General features: G+C 70.4%; 12 protein-coding genes. 7 read left to right on the forward strand and 5 right to left on the reverse strand.

Annotated features, from left to right (window positions below; all coding sequences use genetic code 11):
- Positions 1 to 22 precede the first annotated feature (22 nt).
- Positions 23 to 724: a sugar transferase gene (locus JN22_RS12990; RefSeq protein ID WP_085554306.1), complete on the reverse strand. Its 702-nt coding sequence runs from the start codon at positions 722 to 724 to the stop codon at positions 23 to 25.
- A gap of 53 nt (positions 725 to 777) precedes the next feature.
- Positions 778 to 1,875: a glycosyltransferase gene (locus JN22_RS12995; protein ID WP_223677699.1), complete on the reverse strand. Its 1,098-nt coding sequence runs from the start codon at positions 1,873 to 1,875 to the stop codon at positions 778 to 780.
- Between the two features lie 1,086 nt (positions 1,876 to 2,961).
- On the opposite strand from JN22_RS12995, the gene JN22_RS13000 reads away from it, so the two are divergent.
- The 4 genes from JN22_RS13000 to JN22_RS13015 all read left to right on the forward strand — a co-directional run bounded on the left by JN22_RS13000 (position 2,962) and on the right by JN22_RS13015 (position 10,110).
- Positions 2,962 to 5,313, forward strand: a complete 2,352-nt coding sequence (locus JN22_RS13000) for a hypothetical protein (protein WP_085554308.1) — start codon at positions 2,962 to 2,964, stop codon at positions 5,311 to 5,313.
- Between the two features lie 151 nt (positions 5,314 to 5,464).
- Positions 5,465 to 6,811, forward strand: a complete 1,347-nt coding sequence (locus tag JN22_RS13005) for a lipopolysaccharide biosynthesis protein (protein WP_085554309.1) — start codon at positions 5,465 to 5,467, stop codon at positions 6,809 to 6,811.
- Entirely contained in the window at positions 6,808 to 8,082 is a 1,275-nt protein-coding gene (locus JN22_RS13010) for an O-antigen ligase family protein (protein WP_085554310.1), read from the forward strand. Before JN22_RS13005 ends, JN22_RS13010 begins: the two co-directional genes overlap by 4 nt.
- A 183-nt stretch (positions 8,083 to 8,265) precedes the next feature.
- Positions 8,266 to 10,110, forward strand: coding sequence for a carbohydrate-binding domain-containing protein (locus JN22_RS13015; protein ID WP_085554311.1), 1,845 nt, complete (start codon positions 8,266 to 8,268; stop codon positions 10,108 to 10,110).
- Positions 10,111 to 10,208: 98 nt separating this feature from the next.
- Here JN22_RS13015 and JN22_RS13020 read toward each other — a convergent pair whose 3' ends face one another.
- Together JN22_RS13020 and JN22_RS13025 are read right to left on the reverse strand one after the other, a co-directional pair.
- On the reverse strand, positions 10,209 to 11,372 hold the full coding sequence (locus JN22_RS13020) for a GNAT family N-acetyltransferase (protein WP_085554312.1): 1,164 nt from the start codon (positions 11,370 to 11,372) through the stop codon (positions 10,209 to 10,211).
- A gap of 199 nt (positions 11,373 to 11,571) precedes the next feature.
- Positions 11,572 to 12,336 (reverse strand): response regulator transcription factor, encoded by a 765-nt coding sequence (locus JN22_RS13025; protein WP_085554313.1) that lies wholly within the window; start codon positions 12,334 to 12,336, stop codon positions 11,572 to 11,574.
- 887 nt (positions 12,337 to 13,223) lie between these two features.
- On the opposite strand from JN22_RS13025, the gene JN22_RS13030 reads away from it, so the two are divergent.
- Both JN22_RS13030 and JN22_RS13035 read left to right on the forward strand, forming a co-directional pair.
- Positions 13,224 to 13,709, forward strand: coding sequence for a response regulator (locus JN22_RS13030; protein ID WP_085554314.1), 486 nt, complete (start codon positions 13,224 to 13,226; stop codon positions 13,707 to 13,709).
- Positions 13,710 to 13,883: 174 nt separating this feature from the next.
- The gene (locus JN22_RS13035) at positions 13,884 to 14,726 is read left to right on the forward strand and encodes a response regulator transcription factor (protein ID WP_223677700.1); all 843 of its coding nucleotides are present in this window, start codon (positions 13,884 to 13,886) and stop codon (positions 14,724 to 14,726) included.
- A 1-nt stretch (position 14,727) separates the two neighbouring features.
- Here the strand turns inward: JN22_RS13035 and JN22_RS13040 are convergent, their stop codons facing one another.
- Positions 14,728 to 16,344, reverse strand: a complete 1,617-nt coding sequence (locus JN22_RS13040; protein WP_085554315.1) for a class I adenylate-forming enzyme family protein — start codon at positions 16,342 to 16,344, stop codon at positions 14,728 to 14,730.
- Positions 16,345 to 16,577: 233 nt separating this feature from the next.
- Here JN22_RS13040 and JN22_RS13045 point away from each other — a divergent pair, with 233 nt between their 5' ends.
- Positions 16,578 to 18,209, forward strand: coding sequence for an alpha/beta fold hydrolase (locus tag JN22_RS13045; protein ID WP_085554316.1), 1,632 nt, complete (start codon positions 16,578 to 16,580; stop codon positions 18,207 to 18,209).
- The last annotated feature ends 5 nt before the right edge of the window (positions 18,210 to 18,214 follow it).

Here is an 18,214-nt window from a genome sequence, read left to right on the forward strand (position 1 = left end):
CCGGAGTGCAAGGCGCTCGACGTCAGTAGGCGCCCGACCCCCGGATCATCACCATCGGCGTCGCCAGGATGATCCGCGCATCCAGGAGCAGCCGCCATTTCCGGCGGTAGGCGTGGTCCAGCGCCACCCGCCGGCGGTAGCGCGTGTCGCTGCGGCCGCTCACCTGCCACAGGCCGGTGATGCCCGGCCGGCAGCTCCTGTAGCTGGTGAAGTAGCGCCCGTAGCGCGCCACCTCGGCGGCGACGATCGGGCGCGGCCCGACGAGGCTCATGTCGCCGCGCAGCACGTTGAGGATCTGCGGCAGCTCGTCCAGGCTGCTGCGCCGCAGGAAACGGCCGATCCGCGTGACGCGCGGGTCGTTCCTCAGCTTGTGGGTCCGCCGCCACTCCTCGGCGGCGGCGGGATCGCGGGCGAGCTGGCGCTGGAGCGCCGCCTCGGAATCCACGCACATGCTGCGGAACTTCAGGCAGTCGAACGGGACGCCCTCGGCGCCGAGCCGGGGCTGCCGGTAGATGCCCGGCCCGCCGTCGCGCCGCACCAGCAGCCACAGCAGGATCATCAAGGGGCCGAACAGCAGCAGCAGCGCCGACGCTCCGACGACGTCGACCAGCCGCTTGAGCGCGTTGTCGTACAGCGCCGGAGGGCCGGCGGCCTCGCGGCGCCGCGCCCGGTCCGGGCGGCGGCCCGAGCGGCGGGGCGGATGGTTGTGCAGGGTTATGGACATGTCTCCCCCCATTGTCCGTGGTCAGGCACCCGGTCGTGGCGGCCGGCCCGGCGCTATTGCAGCCGCGCCTGGAGGGCGGCCTGCGGCAGGCCGGCCCGCTCCGCGATCTCGTGGGTGTAGAAATCGACCCAGCGCATGGCGACGCGCGCCGCCCCGTACTCCTCGGCCAGCCGCCGGGACGCCAGCCCCATGCGCTCCATCATCGGCGCGTGGCAGCACAGCAGCCGGATCGCCTCGGTGAACTCGGCCGCCGTGTCGCAGACGAAGCCGTTGACGAAGCTGGTCAGCAGCTCCCGGTTGCCGTCCGCCGGGGTGACGACCAGCGGAAGCCCGCAGGACATCGCCTCCAGCACCGAGATGGGCAGCCCCTCCCACACCGAGGTCTGCATGTAGATGTCGGCGTCCCGCAGGATGCCGGCGACGCGGTCGTGCGGCAGCCAGCCGGTGATGGCGACGTTGTCCGGCACGGCGCAGCCGGCGGGAACCTCGCCGGCGCCGACCCAGAGGAAATCGACGGCCTCGCCGGCCAGCCGGGTGGCGACCTCGCAGAACAGCGGAAAATTCTTCTGCGGGCGGATCGAGCCGACGCTGACCACCGTGCGGCGGCGGCCCGGCAACGGCGCGGCGTCCGGCGCCGGAGCGGTCCGGCCCGCGCCATCGCCGAGCTGGGCCAGCTCGATCATGTTCGGGATCATCGCCGCGCGCCGGGCGACCTGCCGGGCGTAGGCGTATTCCGTCCGCCCGACGGCGACGGTGGTGTGCGCGGTGCGTCCCAGCAGCCACTCCACCGCCCAGAACAGCCGGTTCGACGGCCGCGCCCGGCCGCCGCGCAGGAAGGCGTAGCAGTGCGGGGTGTAGATCACCGACGGACGGCCGCGCGGGAACGCCAGGCGCACGAGCGCGCCGGCCTTGCTGGAATGGGCGTGGATCAGGTCGGGCTCGAGCGCCTGCACCGTGCGGCGGAGCTGGCGGACCGCCGCCACGTCCTTGAGCGGGTTGAGGCTGCGCGAGACGTCCCAGGGCTGGAAGACGGTTTCCGGAGGGAACATCGCCTCGAAGTCCGCCGGGGTTTCCCAGCGCCGTCCGTACAGGATCGAGAAGGAGAAATCCCCTTGCAGCTCCTTGCAGATCATCGCCAGCGCCGTCAGCACGCCGGTCGAAAAGCACTCGGTGACGTGGAGTATCCGGGGACGGCCTTGGGGATCGGTACGCTGATGGGTTTGCGCGCCGCCCTCGCGAAGAGGACAGTCGGAGCGCAGCACACCATAAGTCATTGCTGTTCCTCCTTTGCATCACGGCGCGGCCACGGACGTCGGGCTTTCCGGCAGGAAGCGAAGGCCATCATTGCGGCACTTCGGCTTTCCGAATGATCGCCATGAATGTTGAATGGATGGACATCGTTCATGGGACCGAAAACGGGGCCGAAAAGGGGGAATAAATCCTGTCCGGTAACTTTATTCTTGGGTTTCGTCTTTTTTGAAAAACGATTCCCATCCCGATCGGCCAAAGGTCACGCCGTATATTTGTGTTATAATTTAGACCATGCATATTTATCAATAATCACTCTACGTTCGTCCGGATTGCCGACAAGAATTTTATTGAATTATGGAAGTTCATTCGAATTGATTTCAAAAAACTCCACCCTCGTCTTTTTTGAATACTCATTCCGGAGGTCCGGCGGCACCCAACCGAAGGCCAAAGAGGAAGCGGAGCGCATCGGGGGCGGGTTGCGCGTTCCGGGACGACGGGGCCGGGCCGGCCAGGGACGCCGTTTCCGCGACAGGCCCGACAAAGGACGATGCCCGCCCCCACGGATCGGACGACGCTTCCCACCTCTCGTCAGAAGGGACGATACCGCCCCCATTCCCATCCAGCCAAAATGATGAGTTGGGGATTTCCATGAAAAACTTGGCGTAGGCATCGTTGATCGCCCGTACTCTTTGCGGTAGCCGAAATGAAAAAAGACCAAAATCTTTAAACAGGCGCGCCCTGCTGATACAGTCCCTCTGTCGGCATTCGCCGATTTGCCCTGATTTTATTTTCCCGACGCCCATCATTTGGTGCGCCATGCCGGGAACCGAACCGCCCGGACGGCGGACGGGGGCGCGCGACGCCGGCCCTGCCGGCGTTCCCGAGTGCGGCGTCGGAACGACGATCCACCGGGATGCCTTCAGCGGCGACGCCGGACGCACCGGCCATCCGCTGGAAGATCCGTTGGGGAAACAAGGGGTGTTCACATGGCAATCAGTCAGGACGAGAGACGTCGCTCGCTTTCCGCAAGGAGGAACAGCTTCGACCATGAGCTGGTGATCGAACCGAACCCCGCGCGGACGGGCGCGTCGTGGAACGCCGGGCCGGGAGACGCCGGGCTGAGATGGGTGGCCCTGGCGTTCCGCCGCTATCTTCCGCTGATCGTCGCCGTGACGGCCGCGCTGAGCGGACTCTTCGCGCTCGTCGCCGATCTGGTGCCGTCGCGCTACACGGCAACCGCGCTGGTGATGATCGAACCCCGCAAGGGGCAGGTGTTCCAGTTCGCCAACGTGGTGTCGAGCCTGCCCCCCGACCTCGCCGTCGTGAAGTCGGAAACCGACGTCCTGCAATCCCATGCGCTGGCCCGCAAGGTCGCCGAACGGCTCGATCCGGCGCGGCGGCGCGACGCGCTCGGCGACGGGATGGGCGACGGCATCGGCCTGCGCCTCCGCAACGAAACGGCGCGCCTGCGCGCGGCGCTGTCGCCCTGGCTGCCGGCCGGCCTGCTGCCCGCCGTTCCCGCCCCGGCGACGGCGGCGGCGCCCGAGGGCTTCCCCGACGCCGACGTCTTCCTCGACCGGGTGGCGAAGACCCTTCAGGAGCGGATCCAGATCCTGGTCGACGGCCGCTCCTACGTCTTCCACATCCGCTACCGCTCGACCGACCCGGCGCTCGCGGCGGCGGTCGCCAACGCCTATGCCGGCGCCTACATCAAGGACCAGCTCGACCTCAAGCGCGCGCTGATCCGCGGCGCCAACGGCCGCATCGAGGGCGGGCTGGAGGCGCTGGAACGCCAGGCGCGGGCGAGCGACATGGCGGTCCAGCGCTACGTCGCCGACCACGGGCTGTTCCAGGTCGGCGGCGAGACGCTGGCGGCCCAGCAGCTCGGCGGCGTCGGCAGGGAGCTGTCGCAGATCGCCGCCGACCGGGCGGACAAGGAGGCGGCGCTGGCCGAGCTGAGGCGCGCCGCCCAGGACCCGAACGGCGCCGCCTCGCGCTCGGCCGTGCTGAAATCCCCGCTGATCGAGCGCCTGCGCGAGCGCGAGGCCGACATGACGCAGCGGCTCGCCAACCTGCGCGAACGCTACATGGGCAACCACCCCGAGGTGGTCGCGGCGACGGCGGCGCTGCGCGACCTGCGCGGCAAGATCGCCGACGAGGTCGAGCGCATCATCCGCAACGCCCAGGGCGAGGTCGACACCGCCGCCCGCCGCGAGGCCGCCGCGCGCGAGCGCCTGAAGGTCCTGCAATCCAGCGCCGGCATCGCCGAGGAGGACATGGTGGCCCTGCGCGAACTCCAGCGCCGGGCGGCCGCCGACCGCAGCCTCTACGAATCCTTCCTGCACCGCGCCGGCGAGACGCTGGCCGAGCAGAGCACCGAGACGCCCGACGCGCGGATCGTCTCCGAGGCGCCGGTGCCGGAGGACGCCTTCCCGCCGCGCGCGCTGCTGGTGGCCGGCGGGGTCGTCGTCTCGGCCGTGCTGGCCGCGCTGCTGGCGCTGCTGCTCGAACGGCGGCGGGCGGGGATCCGGACGGAAACCGACGCCGAGGCCCTGCTCGGCGTGCCGGTGCTCGGCATGACGCTGGACACCCGGCGGGGCGGCGGCGGGCGGAACAGCGGCCGCAACAGCCGGCCGGTCGATCTGGTGGCGCGCGACCGCTCCAGCGCCTACAGCGAATCGCTGGCCCAGATCCGCACCGGCGTCCAGCAGAGCGTCGACGGGCTGGCCCCCAAGGTGGTGCTCGTCACCTCCTCGATCCCGGGGGAGGGCAAGTCGGTCTTCGCCGCCTCCTTCGCCCGCGGCGCCGCGCTGTCGCGCATCCGCACGCTGGTGGTGGAGTGCGACATGCGGCGCCCGACCCTGGCCCGGCTGCTGTCGGCGAGGCCGCCGCGGCCGATCGCCGGCCTGCGCTCGCTCGAGGCCGGTTTCGCCGGACTCGAGCGGCTGGTCCACACCGATCCCGACACCGGCCTCGACTTCATCCCGGCCGGCGACGGCGACGCCCATCCCGAGGACATCCTGCGCAGCCTGGACTTCGAGCGGCTGATCCTGGAGGCCCGGCGCTGCTACGACCTGATCGTCCTCGACGCCCCGCCGGTGCTGAGCGTGTCCGACGCGCGGATCATCGCCCCGCTCGCCGACCACATGATCCTGGCGCTGCGCTGGGACAGCACGCGGCCGAACGTCGCCCAGGCGGCGCTGAAGAGCCTGCGCAGCGGCGGCCTCCAGGGAATCGGCGTGGTGCTGACCCAGGTCGACATGCGCCGGCAGGCGCTCTACCAGCCGCAGGTCCAGAGCTACGGCTACGCCAGCCATCCGGGCGTCGGCGCGTCGTGAGGGGGCCATGACCGGATCGAAACCGGCCACCCCGCCCTTCCGGCCCGTCATGCCCGTGCCAGGCACGGGCATCCCCGGACAAGCCTCGGGATTCCGCGCGGATCTCCCGAGGGCATCGCACTTTCCCGCAAAAGACAGGTCGAGGGACCGAATGAAACCCTTCGCACGGCGCCCGACGCCCTTCCTGACGGCGCTCACCGCCGGAACCGGACGGATCGCCCAGGCGGCCTGCACGGCGCTGACGATCCCGCTGGTCGCCAACCACCTCGACGCCGAGGAGTTCGGGCTGTGGATCGCCGTCACCGGGCTGATGGCCTTCGGCGGCGTCATCGACCTCGGCATCGGCGGCGATCTGGTCAACCGGCTGGGGCTCGCCATCGAGACGCGGGACGAATCCGGCGCCCGGCGCTGCATCGCCACCGCCTACGCCATCCTGCTCGCCTTCGGCGCGCTGATCGTCGCCGGCAGCCTGCTGGCCCACGCGACGCTGCCCATCGACCAGTGGCTGCCGGTCCAGCAGTCCGCCACCGCGCGGGAGGGGGCGCTGGCGTTGACCATCGCCGTCGTCTGCCTCGGCCTGCTGGCGCCGGTCGGGGTGGTCGGCAAGATGCGGCTGGCCTGCCACGAAAGCCACATCCACTATTTCTGGGACACGGTCGCCACCGGGCTGATGGTGCTGTGCGTCGCCGTCGCCTGCGTCGCCGGCGGCGGGATGATCACGCTGACGCTGGCCATTACGGTGCCGCCGGTGGCGGTCAACGTCGTCAACACCATCCTGTTCTTCCGGCGCGGGCGGCTCGCCATCGCCCCCGCAGCCAAGGCGGCGGATTTCCGGCTGGCGCTGCGTTTCCTGCGCTCGGGGGCGCTGTTCTTCGTCATCTCGGTGGCGACCCTCGTCTGCATCGGCACCGACGCGATCATCGCGCTCTACGCGCTGGGCGGCGAGGTGGCGGCGCAGTGCGGCGTCGCCGTCAAGCTGGTCACCTCGCTCCAGGCGGTGATCGGCATGATGCTGGTCCCCTACTGGCCGCTCTACGCCGCCCCGCTGGCCGGCGGACGGGTGGCTGAGGTGTGGCGGATCCTCGGCCGCTCGCTGGCGATGGCGCTGCTGATCGCGCTGCCGCTGGCGGCCGCCCTCGCCGGCTTCGGCAACGACATCCTGCGTTTCTGGGTCGGGGCGGGCATCGCCGTTCCCGCCGGCCTGATGCTGGCCTGCGCCGTCTGGCTGCCGCTCTACGCGCTGGGCGCGGCGACCAGCGCCTGCGCCTGCAACACCCCCTTCGTCCCGGCGCTGGCCCGCATCATGACCGTCGCCACCGTCGTGATGGTCGCCGCCAAGATCGTCCTCGCGGAGCATCTCGGCCCGGCCGGCATCGTCTGGGGCGGCGTCGCCGCCTACCCCGTCGTGGTGCTGCTGCCGACGCTGGCGGCGATCGCCTGGAGGCTCCGCCGCCCGGCGGCGACGGCGCTGACCCCGGCCACGCGGGGCGTGGGATGAGCGCCCTGCTGAAGACCGGCGGGCCGCCCCCGGCCGGGCCGGCCGCCGCCGTGCCCGCCTTCCGGCCGGGGGGGGCGGTGGCGCCGGGGCGCACCCTGACCCTGACCGATTCCTGGTTCCTGTTCGGGCTGGCGGCCGATCTGGTCTCCATGGCCGTGGAGACGGTGGCGCCGGTCAAGTTCGGCGAGTTCGTCATGCTGGCCGCCCTGCTGGCGCGCGCCGGCCTTCCGGCCGACCCGCGCCAGCGCCGGTTCCACGCTGTCGGGCTGGCGCTGATCGGCGCGCTCGCGCTGTGGACGGTGCTCGCCGACGTCATGGCCGGAACCGGGGCGGACGGGATCGCCAAGACCGCCTTCCGCTTTCCGGTGCTGCTGCTGCCGATCATCCTGTTCGCGACCGCCGAGGACCAGCTTCCCTTCATGAAGATGTGCGTCGGCATGTACGCGTCGAAATGGCTGTTCTTCTTCACCATCAGCCTCGCCGAGCTGGGTGGGGTCGACACCGGCTATTCGCTGAACGAGTCGGCCGATTCCTTCAAATGGATCACCCCGGCGCCGACGGCCTGCCTGCTGGTCGCCTGGGCGCTGCGCCCGGTGATGTCGCGCGGGCAGCTGCGGCTCTGGCGCTTCGCCTGCACCACCTCGCTGATCTCCTGCGCCGTGACGCTGTCGCGCACGACGCTGCTGATGATCCTGCTCGGCTTCGGCTGGGTCCTGGCCGACCGGATCGGCGGGCGCGTCGTCGGCCGGCGCCTCTGCACGGCGCTGCTGGTCGCCGTGCTGCTGGCCCTGCCGCTGATGCCGATCGTCGGAACCGTCTACATGCCGTCGGACGCCATCTACGGCTCCGACCTGGAGACGCCGAGCAACCTGGAGCGCACCTTCCTGTTGGAGACGGGCCTCGCCATCCTGCGCGACGCGCCGCTGTTCGGCGTCGGCAGCACCGCCTTCCACGACTTCTACGCCCCCTGGTTCACCTACCTGTTCCAGTACGAGGCCAAGGTGGACAGCGCGCACAACATCCTGATGGACATCGCCATCCCCTTCGGGCTTCCGGCCGCCGCGATCTTCGTCGCGCTCTACGGCACCCTGATGCGCGACGCCCTGGCGACGGCGCGCGACCGGGCGATCACCATCATCGCCCTGTGGAGCATCGCCATCCCCTACGCCTTCATCCCCACCGCGGGCACCAACCGCCTTCAGGCGACGCTTCTGTGGTTCGTCGTCTTCCTGCTGCCGCGCTGGACGGCATCCCGGCGTCCCGGCCCGTAGGGGCCACACTGGTTTACGGCCGCTGAACCGTTCCGTGACAATTCGGGGAAAATCCAGGATTGGAGGCTTCGCGAGGCGTCCCAACTGTCTCCCGGATGCATCACAACATTTTAGATAAGTTCGCGGCGATATTGTCTCAAGCAAACAGCGCTTGACGACAGACTTCGCAAAGGACTCGGTGATATGGCGAACCTCCCCCCTCAGGCCCCGGCTGGCAGCACCTGGAAACTCGTCTTCGACGACGAGTTCAACGGCACCAAGGTCGACACGACCAAATGGACCGACAGCTCCAGCGCCGAAGCGGATGGCGGCCACGGCAACCTCGGCAACCGGCAGCTCGAGTGGAACCAGATGAAGAACGCCACCGTCTCGGATGGCATTCTGTCGCTGACCGCCAAGCGCGAGTCCTACACCTCGGCCTCGGGCACCCATTACGACTGGACCTCGGGGCTGCTGACCACCTCGCCGTCCTTCACCTTCCAGTACGGCTACATCGAGGAACGCGCCAAGATGCCGGCGGAGAAGGGCTTCTGGCCCGCCTTCTGGACCTGGCAGGCGCCCGGCGTGAACTCCTGGCAGGAAACCGATGCCTACGAGTACTACTCGGACAACAAGTCGAAGATCTACCTGACCTCGCACGCCGGCTCGGGCGGCGGCAGCATCCACGACCTGCCCTTCGATCCGACCACGGACTTCCACACCTACGGCGTGGACATCCGTCCCACCGGCACGACCTGGTACATCGACGGCGTGAAGGTCGCCAGCGCGTCGGGCTCGCCCTCGGCCCCGACCAACATCATCACCAACCTCGCGGTGTTCAAGGACATCCAGCCGGCCGCCTCGACCATGAGCGCGACCAAGCAGGTGGACTACGTCCGCGCCTATTCCTACGACGCCGGCGCCAAGGCGGTGACGCCGCAGGAGGGCTATGACGGGCCGGGCGCCACCCCGACCACGCCCACCAACCCGACGGCCCCGACCACCCCCACCACGCCGACGACGCCCACCGCCCCGACCGAGCCGACCAGCCCGACGGCCGGCAAGGCGACCATCGTGGTCAACGCGTCCGGCACCCCGGCGGGCGGCGTGAACGCCCACTTCAAGCTGCTGGTCGACGGCAAGCAGGTCGGCGAGGGCACGGCCGGCGCGACGGCCAAGGACTACAGCTTCACCGCCGACGTCACCCCCGACCAGGCCCACAAGATCCAGGTGCAGTACGACAACGACGGCTGGGCCGGCGGCCAGGACCGCAACCTGAAGGTCAACACCGTCAGCGTCAACGGCCACGTCTACAAGGCGACGGACAGCGCCGTGACCTACGACAAGGGCGCGCTGGACGGCAGGGACGTGGTGAAGGGCCAGGCCGACCTGTGGTGGAACGGCACGCTGGTGGTCAACGCCGGCAAGGCCGACTTCCCGGCCGGCGCGACCACCACGCCGACGAACGGCAACTCGACCATCACGGTCAACGCCACCGGCACCCCGGCGGGCGGCGTGAACGCCCACTTCAAGCTGCTGGTCGACGGCAAGCAGGTCGGCGAGGCCACCACCGGCACGACGGCCAAGGACTACAGCTTCACCACCAACCTGACCGCCGACCAGGCGCACAAGGTGCAGGTGCAGTACGACAACGACGGCTGGGCCGCCGGCCAGGACCGCAACCTGACGGTGAGCAAGATCACGATCAACGGCAAGGCGGTGTCGCCGACCGACAGCATCGTCAGCTACGACAAGTACGCGCTGGACGGCAAGGAGGTCGTCAAGGGCCAGGCCGACATGTGGTGGGAGGGGACGCTGGTGGTCAACGCCGACAAGTCCTTCTTCCCGGCGGCCAAGGCGGCGATGGCCTCCGCGGCCTCGGTGTCGGACGCGATGTGGACCCACCTCGCCGCCCAGCAGGCGCCGGCGGCCGAGGCGGCGCTCGACAGCCACCACGACACGGCGACGGGCCTGACGGCGTCGGCGGCGGAGCTGAGCGCCTACGCGCTCGGCCACCTGGACGCCGCGCACCTCGCCCACGCGGCCTGATCACGGGTCATTGGAAGAAACTTGAGGCCGGCAGCACCCGCTGCCGGCCTTCTTCTCGATTCCGCCCCGCCTTTTCCCGCCGCCTTCCCCCACCGCCTTCAGCGCTCCTCGCGCGGCTCCATCGGAGCGAAGCGGGCGCCGGGACGGGCCCCCGGCCAGGCCGCCGACAGGCGGTCGAGCGCGGTTCGGCAGGCGGCGGCGGCCCTGGTCCGCGACCGCCGCACCGCGACCTCGGTCAGGTCGCAGGCGAAGGAGACGCCGCCACGCAGGGTGGCCGGGTAGACGCGCAGCGCGTTGTACCGATGCAATCGCGGCGACCACAGGTTTTCCCAGCGCTCCAGCACGCCGAGGAACTCATGGGCGGCGAGGCCGTTCTCGCAGCCGTAGCGCAGCGTCGCGTGGGTCAGCAGGATGCCCGGCGAACACTCGCTCCAGCGCTCGTCATAGCCGATCTTCAGTTCCCACAGGGTGCGGCCGTGCTCGACGGCGACGCGGCCGGCGACGGTTTCCCCGCCGATCTTCAGGAAGAAGATCCGAAGCATGCCGAGCCGGGCCGCCGCCCGCCCGTAGAGCAGGAAGAAGCGCTCCATCGGCGGGTTCGACAGGATCGAGGTTCCGTCGCGGCGCTTCCAGCCGGAATGCTCGATGCGGAAGAAGGCGCGCAGGACGGCCTCGGCCCGCGCCTCGTCGGGTGCCAGCGCCTCGAATTCGACAGCGCCGCGGCTCTCGGCGGCTTTCCATTTCCGGCGGACGGCGCTGCGGTGGCGCGACGCCATCGCCGCCTCGAAACCCGCCCAGGGCACGCCGAGCGGCACCCAGGCGCTGTCCAGCCCGGTCCGGGTGAAGCAGCGGGTCAGGCGCGACGGCCCCGCCTGGAGCAGGTCGGTTTCCGGCCGGTCGGCTGGCAGCCGGTGCAGCAGGAAAGGCCGGCGCCAGCCGACCAGCGCCGCCAGCAGATCCTCCAGCGCCGCCCCGTCCCGGTACAGCAGGGAGGCGGGCTCGTGAAGCGGCTGTCCCATCAGATGCAGGGTTGAGCTGCCGGTGAGGCGGGGCGCCGCCAGCGGAGCGATGGCGCGGACGCCGGTCCCGTCGCGCAGGACCACGGCGCGGGGTTCGTAGAGGCGGCCATAGGCCTCGGTGAAGGCCATCGCGCATTCGTGGCGGAGCAGCGGATTCCCGCCCGCCGCGAGGTCGTTCCAGTCGTCCCGGAGAGCCGCGAGGCCCCGGATGTCCGAGACCACGTCGATTCTGGCGCTTGTCATCGGATGGCCCTCGGCTGTGGCGGAGATGCCCGAGACTATCGGACACATCCCCGCCTCCGGCCAAAGAAGCGGATGGGTGGACCGTAGAAAAAAGGTCGTGGTCACCACGCGAGTATTTTAAAAACCCTGCGCATTCCTGACTAGTCGCAAGAGCGGAGGCGGGCGGTCGCCCGCCCGGACCGCAGCGCCGGCAGGAGGATCAGGCCTGGGCCGCCGCCGGGGGCGCGTTGTCGAGGAGGCAGCGGTGGGCCAGATAGGCGGCCTCCGTCCGGTTGGTGGCGCCCATCTTCTTCAGGATGTTGCGGACATGGGCCTTGGCCGTGTTCTCGCACATGCCGAGCTGGTAGGCGATGAGCTTGTTCGACTTGCCCTCATGCAGGCATTTCAGCACCGCCAGCTCGCGCGGCGTCAGCCCCTCCATGCTGGCCTGGGCGGACGCCGCCGGCTCGCCGCGCGGGCCGCCGAAACGGGTGAGCTTGTGCAGCGACGAGGCCGGCACGAAGGTGCCGCCCGCCACCACCAGCCGGATGGCCTCCAGCGCGACGCCCAGACCGAGGCTCGACACGATGTAGCCGCGCACCCCGAGGCCGAGGCATTCCAGGATCAGGTCGATGTCGTCGCGGTCCGAAATGATGATCAGGGGGGTGTCGCGGACCGGGGCGCCGTCTTCCCGGAGCGCCGCCGTGCGCGCCTCGCCCAGCGCGCGGTCGGCGCCGATGTGGCAGAGGACGACGTCGATGCGCTCCCCGCCGGCCATGAGGTCGCCGGCCTCCCGCAGCGACGCCACCGGAATCACCGTCATCCCCTCGCCCAGCGTGCCGAGGCTGAGCGCGAAGCAGTCCCGCGTCAGGCTGTTCTCGTCGACCAGGACGACCAGGATGCGGTCCGTTCTCGTCCGTGCCGCCGGCCCGCCGATGCCCCCCGCCCTGGCCGCCGGGTCGTCATGGATGCTGATGCTGCTCATCGTCGCCCTTCTCCCTTCGATGTGGCCGGCCCCCCGGCGGTATGGTTTTCCTTGCGGCGTGATACCTCGAATCTTCCGTGGCGCCCCCGCCATCCCCTTTCGATGGGAACATTCCCGTCCCATCCAAAGTCCGATCGGAGAAAATCCATCCGATGATTCTCCCATTCGTCTTTGAATGGATTTCTCCAGTCGCCGTCTTCCCTATCATGATCGGCGATGATCATGAGTGATCACTCCCTGGCGTCGTCACTGTACTGAGGGAAGGTTAGGCGGTAAATGCACAGTTCGGTGAAGCTCGCCAGGGAGAAGGGGGCTGCCCGTACCAATTCCGACGTAGAGACGGCCGGCGACCGCGCCCGCCCGGCACCGGGGGCGTGCCGTGCGGAACCCGGAACGGCTTTGCCCGAAAATGCCTGGCGATCGAGCGGGGTCAAAACGGATGGCCGCCATCGGGATTGGCTTAGTCAGCTTTGACGACGGATCGGCGGAATGTTGCTGTTGACGGGAAAGCGTCCGGAAGTTTACTTGAAACAAGGCGGTATTATTGCATTGGAAGACTTGGACGGACGAAGAATCCTTCATCGTCCCCGCCCGCGTGCGCAAGCACCGGCTCCGCAGCCTCGATGCTCATCGGAACCGGGATCCGCCTTTCCCTCCGCCATCCCCGCGAAGACGGGGAGACGGGTCCTTCCAAGCGGAACCAATGGGCAGGGTCGGATCGCCGCCTTCGCGGGGATGACGGCCGGGAAAGGGAGGATCGGTTTCGCAGCAGCCTCGACGGGTCAGGTTGGCGTCCAGCGCGCCTGCGTGGGTTTCCCGATACGGAAGACGGTCGGCATCCGGAAGAAGGGGGCGGTCGCGTGTGCAGGACGTCGGTGGAAAGTGTCATGCTGTGCGGCCTGACGGCCGCCGACCGCCCGTCGACGCCACGGCACGCTCCGGGACGGGGGGACGGAAACGCGTCGTCGGCCCCTCTCCTGCTCGGCGTGATCGACGACCGGGTTCTGTTCGGCGAAAGCCTGGTCAAGGCCATCAACGGCAGCGACAGCGGCCTGTCGGCGTGGCACGCGACGAGCGCGCAGGCGCTCGCCGACCTGCGCGCGGTGCTGGGCCGGGCCGACGTGGTGCTGGTCGCCATCGGCCGGTCCGGTCCGAGCGTCGGGCGCATCGGCCGGGTGATCGAGGCCCTGCTGGCCGAGCGGCCCCACCCGCCGGTGGCGGTGCTGACCGAGCGGATGCGGCCCCCCCTGCTGGAGGAGGGACGGCGGTCGGGCCTGAGCGGCGTCCTGTCCGTCGCGGTTTCCCTGGCCGTCCTGATCGACGCGATCCGCCGTCTGCACAGGGGCGAGCGGCTGAATCTGCCGGACGGCTGATCCGGCCGCTCGCCCCGTCCGCTGCCTGTTCCGTGACTGTTTGGTTGCAAAGAAGTGGTAGCGGATGTGACTTTAAAAGCTCATTAACCTTAACGGCCGCATTGTTGGGCAACCGACGCGGGCACTGACGCCACACCGGCCCCGCCCACCCCAACCTCCGCGAGAAGCAAGCCGATGACGACCGCCACCATCACCGACCTTTCTTCCTTCGCCGCCGCCCCCAGCGCCAACACCAGCACCGCCCGCATGGCCGAGGCCATCGCCCGCGTCGCCCTGGTCGACGCCGACGACCGCTTCCGCGAGGCGCTGGGCACCACGCTGGCCGACCAGGGATACGACGTCCGCCTGTTCGACCGCAGCGGCCCGGCGCTGGACTATCTCGCCAACGGCGGCCAGACCGACATCGTGCTGCTCGACTGGAACATCCCCGGCACCGACACCGCCGCGATCCTGCGCGACGCCCGCGACCGCGGCCTGAGCGCGCCGGTGATCTGCCTCGCCGACAAGGTCCACGACGCCGCCGAGGAGATGGCGCTGGCCAACGGCGCCGTCGATTTCGTCGAGAAGACCCGCCGCCTGCCCATCCTGCTGCGCCGCATGGCGCTGGCGATGGACAGCACCCGGGGCCTCGTCGCCTACGGCGACGCGCCGGCCGAAACCGGGCCGGCGATGCAGGTGATCGGCGACCTGGAACTGCGGCTCGACCAGAGCCGCGCCCTGTGGAAGGGCCAGCGCCTGGACCTGACGCTGACCGAGTTCAACATGGTCAAGCTGATGGCGACCCGGCCGGACGCCGACGTCTCCTACCGCGAGATCTACGACCTGGTCCATGGTCCGGGCTTCATGGCCGGCCATGGCGGCCAGGGCTTCCGCGCCAACGTCCGCGCCTTCATCAAGCGCATCCGCCAGAAGTTCCGCGCCATCGACGCCGAGTTCGACAGCATCGGCAACTATCCGGGCTTCGGCTACCGCTGGACCAGCGAGACGGCCGACGCGTTGCAGGCCGAGGCGGCCTGACCTACGCTCCCGCCACCCGGCCCATTACCCGGTCGCGCAGCACCCGTTTCGTCACCTTGCCGTTGGCGTTGCGCGGCAGAGCCTCCCGAAGCAGCGTCACATGGTCGGGCACCTTGTACTCGGCCAGCGCGGCGCGGCAGAACACCCGCACATTCTCGGCGGTCAGCGCCGCCGAGGCGGTGGTGACGAAGACGTGGATCTTCTCGCCCAGCACCGGATCGGGATGGGCGACGGCCGCCACCTCGACGACGTCCGGATGCCGGGCCAGCGCGTTCTCGAGCTCGACGCTGTAAATCTTGTAGCCGCCCCGGTTGATGACGTCGCCCTTGCGGTCGAACAGCCGCAGCCAGCCCCGCGCGTCGAGCGCCCCCAGATCGCCGGACCGCCAGTAGCCGTCGACGAAGCCGGCGCGCGTCGCGTCCTCGCGGTTCCAATAGCCGGGGATCGTCATCGGCCCGCGGATCCACACCTCCCCCGTCTCCCCCGCCGGGCACTCCCGGCCGTCCTCGCCGACGATGCGCAGGTCGCCGCAGGGAACGCACATCCCCACGGTGTCGAGCCCGTCCCGCGTGCGGCCGACCGGCACGACGCTGATGATCGTCGCGCATTCGGTCGAGCCGTAGGCGTTCAACAGATGCAGGTCGGGCAGCCGTTCGGCCATCGCCTCGACCGTCGCCTCCGGCATCGGGGCGCCGCCGAAGCCGCCGACCCGCCAGCGTGACAGATCGTGCCGCGAGACGTCGCCGCGCAGCAGGACCAGATTGTACATCGCCGGCACCAGCACCGTGGTGGTCATCCGTTCCCGGCTGGCCAGCGCCAGGAACGCGTTCGCGTCGAAGGCCGGCATCAGGATGACGCAGCCGGCGACGCGGACCATCGCCAGAAGAACGGCGACCAGCCCGGTGACGTGCGACGCCGGCACCGCGAGGACCGCGCGCTCGCCGTCGCGGTACCGCCAGCACTCCTCGAAATGCATCGCCGAGTGGATGATGTTGACGTGCGCCAGCAGCGCGCCCTTCGGCTTGCCCGTGGTGCCGGAGGTGTAGAGGATGACGGCGGTGTCCTCCTCGCTCCGCGGAACCTCCGGCAGGGGGCGCTCCGCTTCGGACAGCAGATCCTCAAAGGGTTCGGCGCCCGCGACCGCCCCGCCGACGGACAGGCGCAGCACGAGCGACGGCACCGCGCCCTCCTCCGGCATGCGGTCGGCCAGGGCGGCGTCGTGGATCAGGAACTTCGCGTCGCAGTCGGCCAGGATGCCGGTGATGCCGGGCCGCTGCTCGCGGGCGCTGACGGGAACCGAGACGAGGCCGATGCGCGCCGCCGCCAGCAACGCGATCAGGAACTCCGCCCGGTTGGTCAGGACCAGCGCCACGCGGTCGCCCGCCACGCCGCCGCGCGCGACCAGCGCCCCGGCGATCCGCGCAACCAGCGCGTCCAGTTCCCGATAGGTGAAGCGCCGTTCGCCATCGACCACCGCCTCGCTGCCAGGCGCGCGCTCCACCGCCGCACGGACCATCGCGTCGAGCGTGGCGGGCCGCTCTCTGTAGCACGGTACAAGGCGGGTGCCGAAAAGCAACTCGCGCCGCTTGGGAAAGCCCTCACCGTCCGGCCACGCCATCCTGCGTCTCTCCTCTTTGATTTTTCATGGATTTCCAGCTCCCGCGCGCGGAGCGACACGGAGCCGTCCGGCGCGTCGGGCTTGTTCCTCCTTCGAAAATTATGTCATTCTATGAACTGAGTGTCAAATAATGGCACAATCCTGGCATCGAACAACAGCCGGAGTGCCGCCCTACAACGGCCTGCCGACACGCGATCCGCCAGACAATCAATCCATCGAGAGGGAGGGAGGACATGCCGAAGGCCCATTACGTGACCACCGCGTCCGGACAGCTGCGCCTGTGGCGGGAGGGCACCGGCCCCGACCTGCTGGTCCTGCCCGGCCTGATCACGGCGGCGTCGGTCCGCGCCGGCGATCTGGCCCGGCGCCTGCCCGGCTGGACGGTCACGGTGGTCGAGTTGCCCGGCATCGGCGGCTCCGCCAACGCCTGGGCCGACGGCGTGGACGGGTTGGCGGCGGTCGTCGCCGAGGCGGCGGCGACCGCCGGGATCGGCCCCTGCGCCCTGCTGGCCTTCGATCTCACCGCACCGCTGGCGGTCGCGCTGGCCGACGCCCTCGCCATCCCGCCGGCCGCCGTCCTGCTCGTCAACGCCGACGCCGCCGAGGCCTGGGCCGAACGCGGCCTGCAACCGCCACCGCTGGCGCCGCGCGCCGACGGCACCCACCTCGCCGTGCTGTGCGCCCATCTGCGCGACGCCCACATCCTCGCCCCGCGCGACCCGCGCCGCCCCTCCCTGACCGGCGACCCGCTGCCGGACGCGGCCGGGCTCGACGCCACGGCGGTCGCCGCCGCCGTCAAGCCGGAACGCTACGCGGCGCTGTGGGCGTCCTGCGCCGGGGCGATGCCGCGCCGCGCACGCACGGGCGGCCCCGTTCCACGACGGACGGGGCTGGAGGAGGCCCCGGCCCTGCTCGCCGCCGTCAGGGCCGGTCTGCCGGCCGGCCGGCCGCTGCCGCCGACCCGGCCTTTCACCACCCGGCCCTCCACCACACGGCCCTTCGCGGAGCCGGCGGCGGTCTGGCACGATTACGCCGACACGCCCAAGGGGCGGGTCCATCTGCGGCGGGCCGGGCCGGGGGATGCGTCGGGAGGCACGCCGCTGCTCGCCTTCCAGTCGGCGCCGGGGTCGTCAGCGCCGCTGCTGCCGCTGATCCGAGGGCTTGCCGGCGGACGGGAGGTCATCGCCCCCGACTATCTCGGCAACGGCGATTCGGAGAAGCCGGAGCGGACGGTGGACATCGAGACTCTGGCCGGGGACGCGCTGGCGGTGGCCGACGCGCTGGGGCTCGCCCGCTTCGACCTGTGGGGGACCCACACCGGGGCTCTGGTGGCGCTGGAACTGACGGTCCGCCATCCCGAGCGGGTCGGCCGCGTCGTGCTGGAGGCCCCGGTGCTGATTCCGCCGGGCTTCAACGCCGACATCCTGGAGAACTACTTCCCGCCGCTGCGGCCCGACCGCTGGGGGCTGCACCTGCTCCAGGCCTGGAACATGCGGCGCGACATGTTCCTGTTCTGGCCGTGGTACCGGCAGGAGCGCGCCGCCGGCCGCGCGCTGGGCGTTCCCGCCCCGGAGGTGCTGCACGACTGGGTGATCGGCCTGTTGAAGAGCGGCGCGCATTACGACCGCTCCTACCGCGCCGCCTTCCGCTACGACACCCGCGCCGCCCTGCCCCGCCTGACCCGCCCGGCGCTGATCTGCGCCGGCCCCACCGACATGCTGGTCGAGGGGCTGGCGGAGGCCAGGGAGCTGGCCCCCGCCGGCACCATCGTTACCGGAACCCCGGCGACGGTCTGGTATCCCGATCAGGAGGACGCGGCGATGGCGAAGACGCTGGGCGCCTACGACGCCTTCCTGCGCGGCTAGACCGG

The sequence above is a fragment of the Azospirillum agricola genome, assembly GCF_020005195.1.
Taxonomy (GTDB): domain Bacteria; phylum Pseudomonadota; class Alphaproteobacteria; order Azospirillales; family Azospirillaceae; genus Azospirillum; species Azospirillum agricola.

Bases quoted from the DNA above. Each gene is read 5' to 3' on its own strand.
- JN22_RS12990 (WP_085554306.1), bottom strand. From the start codon at position 724: ATGTCCATAACCCTGCACAACCATCCGCCCCGCCGCTCGGGCCGCCGC.
- JN22_RS13000 (WP_085554308.1), top strand. From the start codon at position 2,962: ATGGCAATCAGTCAGGACGAGAGACGTCGCTCGCTTTCCGCAAGGAGG.
- JN22_RS13005 (WP_085554309.1), top strand. From the start codon at position 5,465: ATGAAACCCTTCGCACGGCGCCCGACGCCCTTCCTGACGGCGCTCACC.
- JN22_RS13010 (WP_085554310.1), top strand. From the start codon at position 6,808: ATGAGCGCCCTGCTGAAGACCGGCGGGCCGCCCCCGGCCGGGCCGGCC.
- JN22_RS13015 (WP_085554311.1), top strand. From the start codon at position 8,266: ATGGCGAACCTCCCCCCTCAGGCCCCGGCTGGCAGCACCTGGAAACTC.
- JN22_RS13020 (WP_085554312.1), bottom strand. From the start codon at position 11,372: ATGACAAGCGCCAGAATCGACGTGGTCTCGGACATCCGGGGCCTCGCG.
- JN22_RS13025 (WP_085554313.1), bottom strand. From the start codon at position 12,336: ATGAGCAGCATCAGCATCCATGACGACCCGGCGGCCAGGGCGGGGGGC.
- JN22_RS13030 (WP_085554314.1), top strand. From the start codon at position 13,224: ATGCTGTGCGGCCTGACGGCCGCCGACCGCCCGTCGACGCCACGGCAC.
- JN22_RS13035 (WP_223677700.1), top strand. From the start codon at position 13,884: ATGACGACCGCCACCATCACCGACCTTTCTTCCTTCGCCGCCGCCCCC.
- JN22_RS13040 (WP_085554315.1), bottom strand. From the start codon at position 16,344: ATGGCGTGGCCGGACGGTGAGGGCTTTCCCAAGCGGCGCGAGTTGCTT.
- JN22_RS13045 (WP_085554316.1), top strand. From the start codon at position 16,578: ATGCCGAAGGCCCATTACGTGACCACCGCGTCCGGACAGCTGCGCCTG.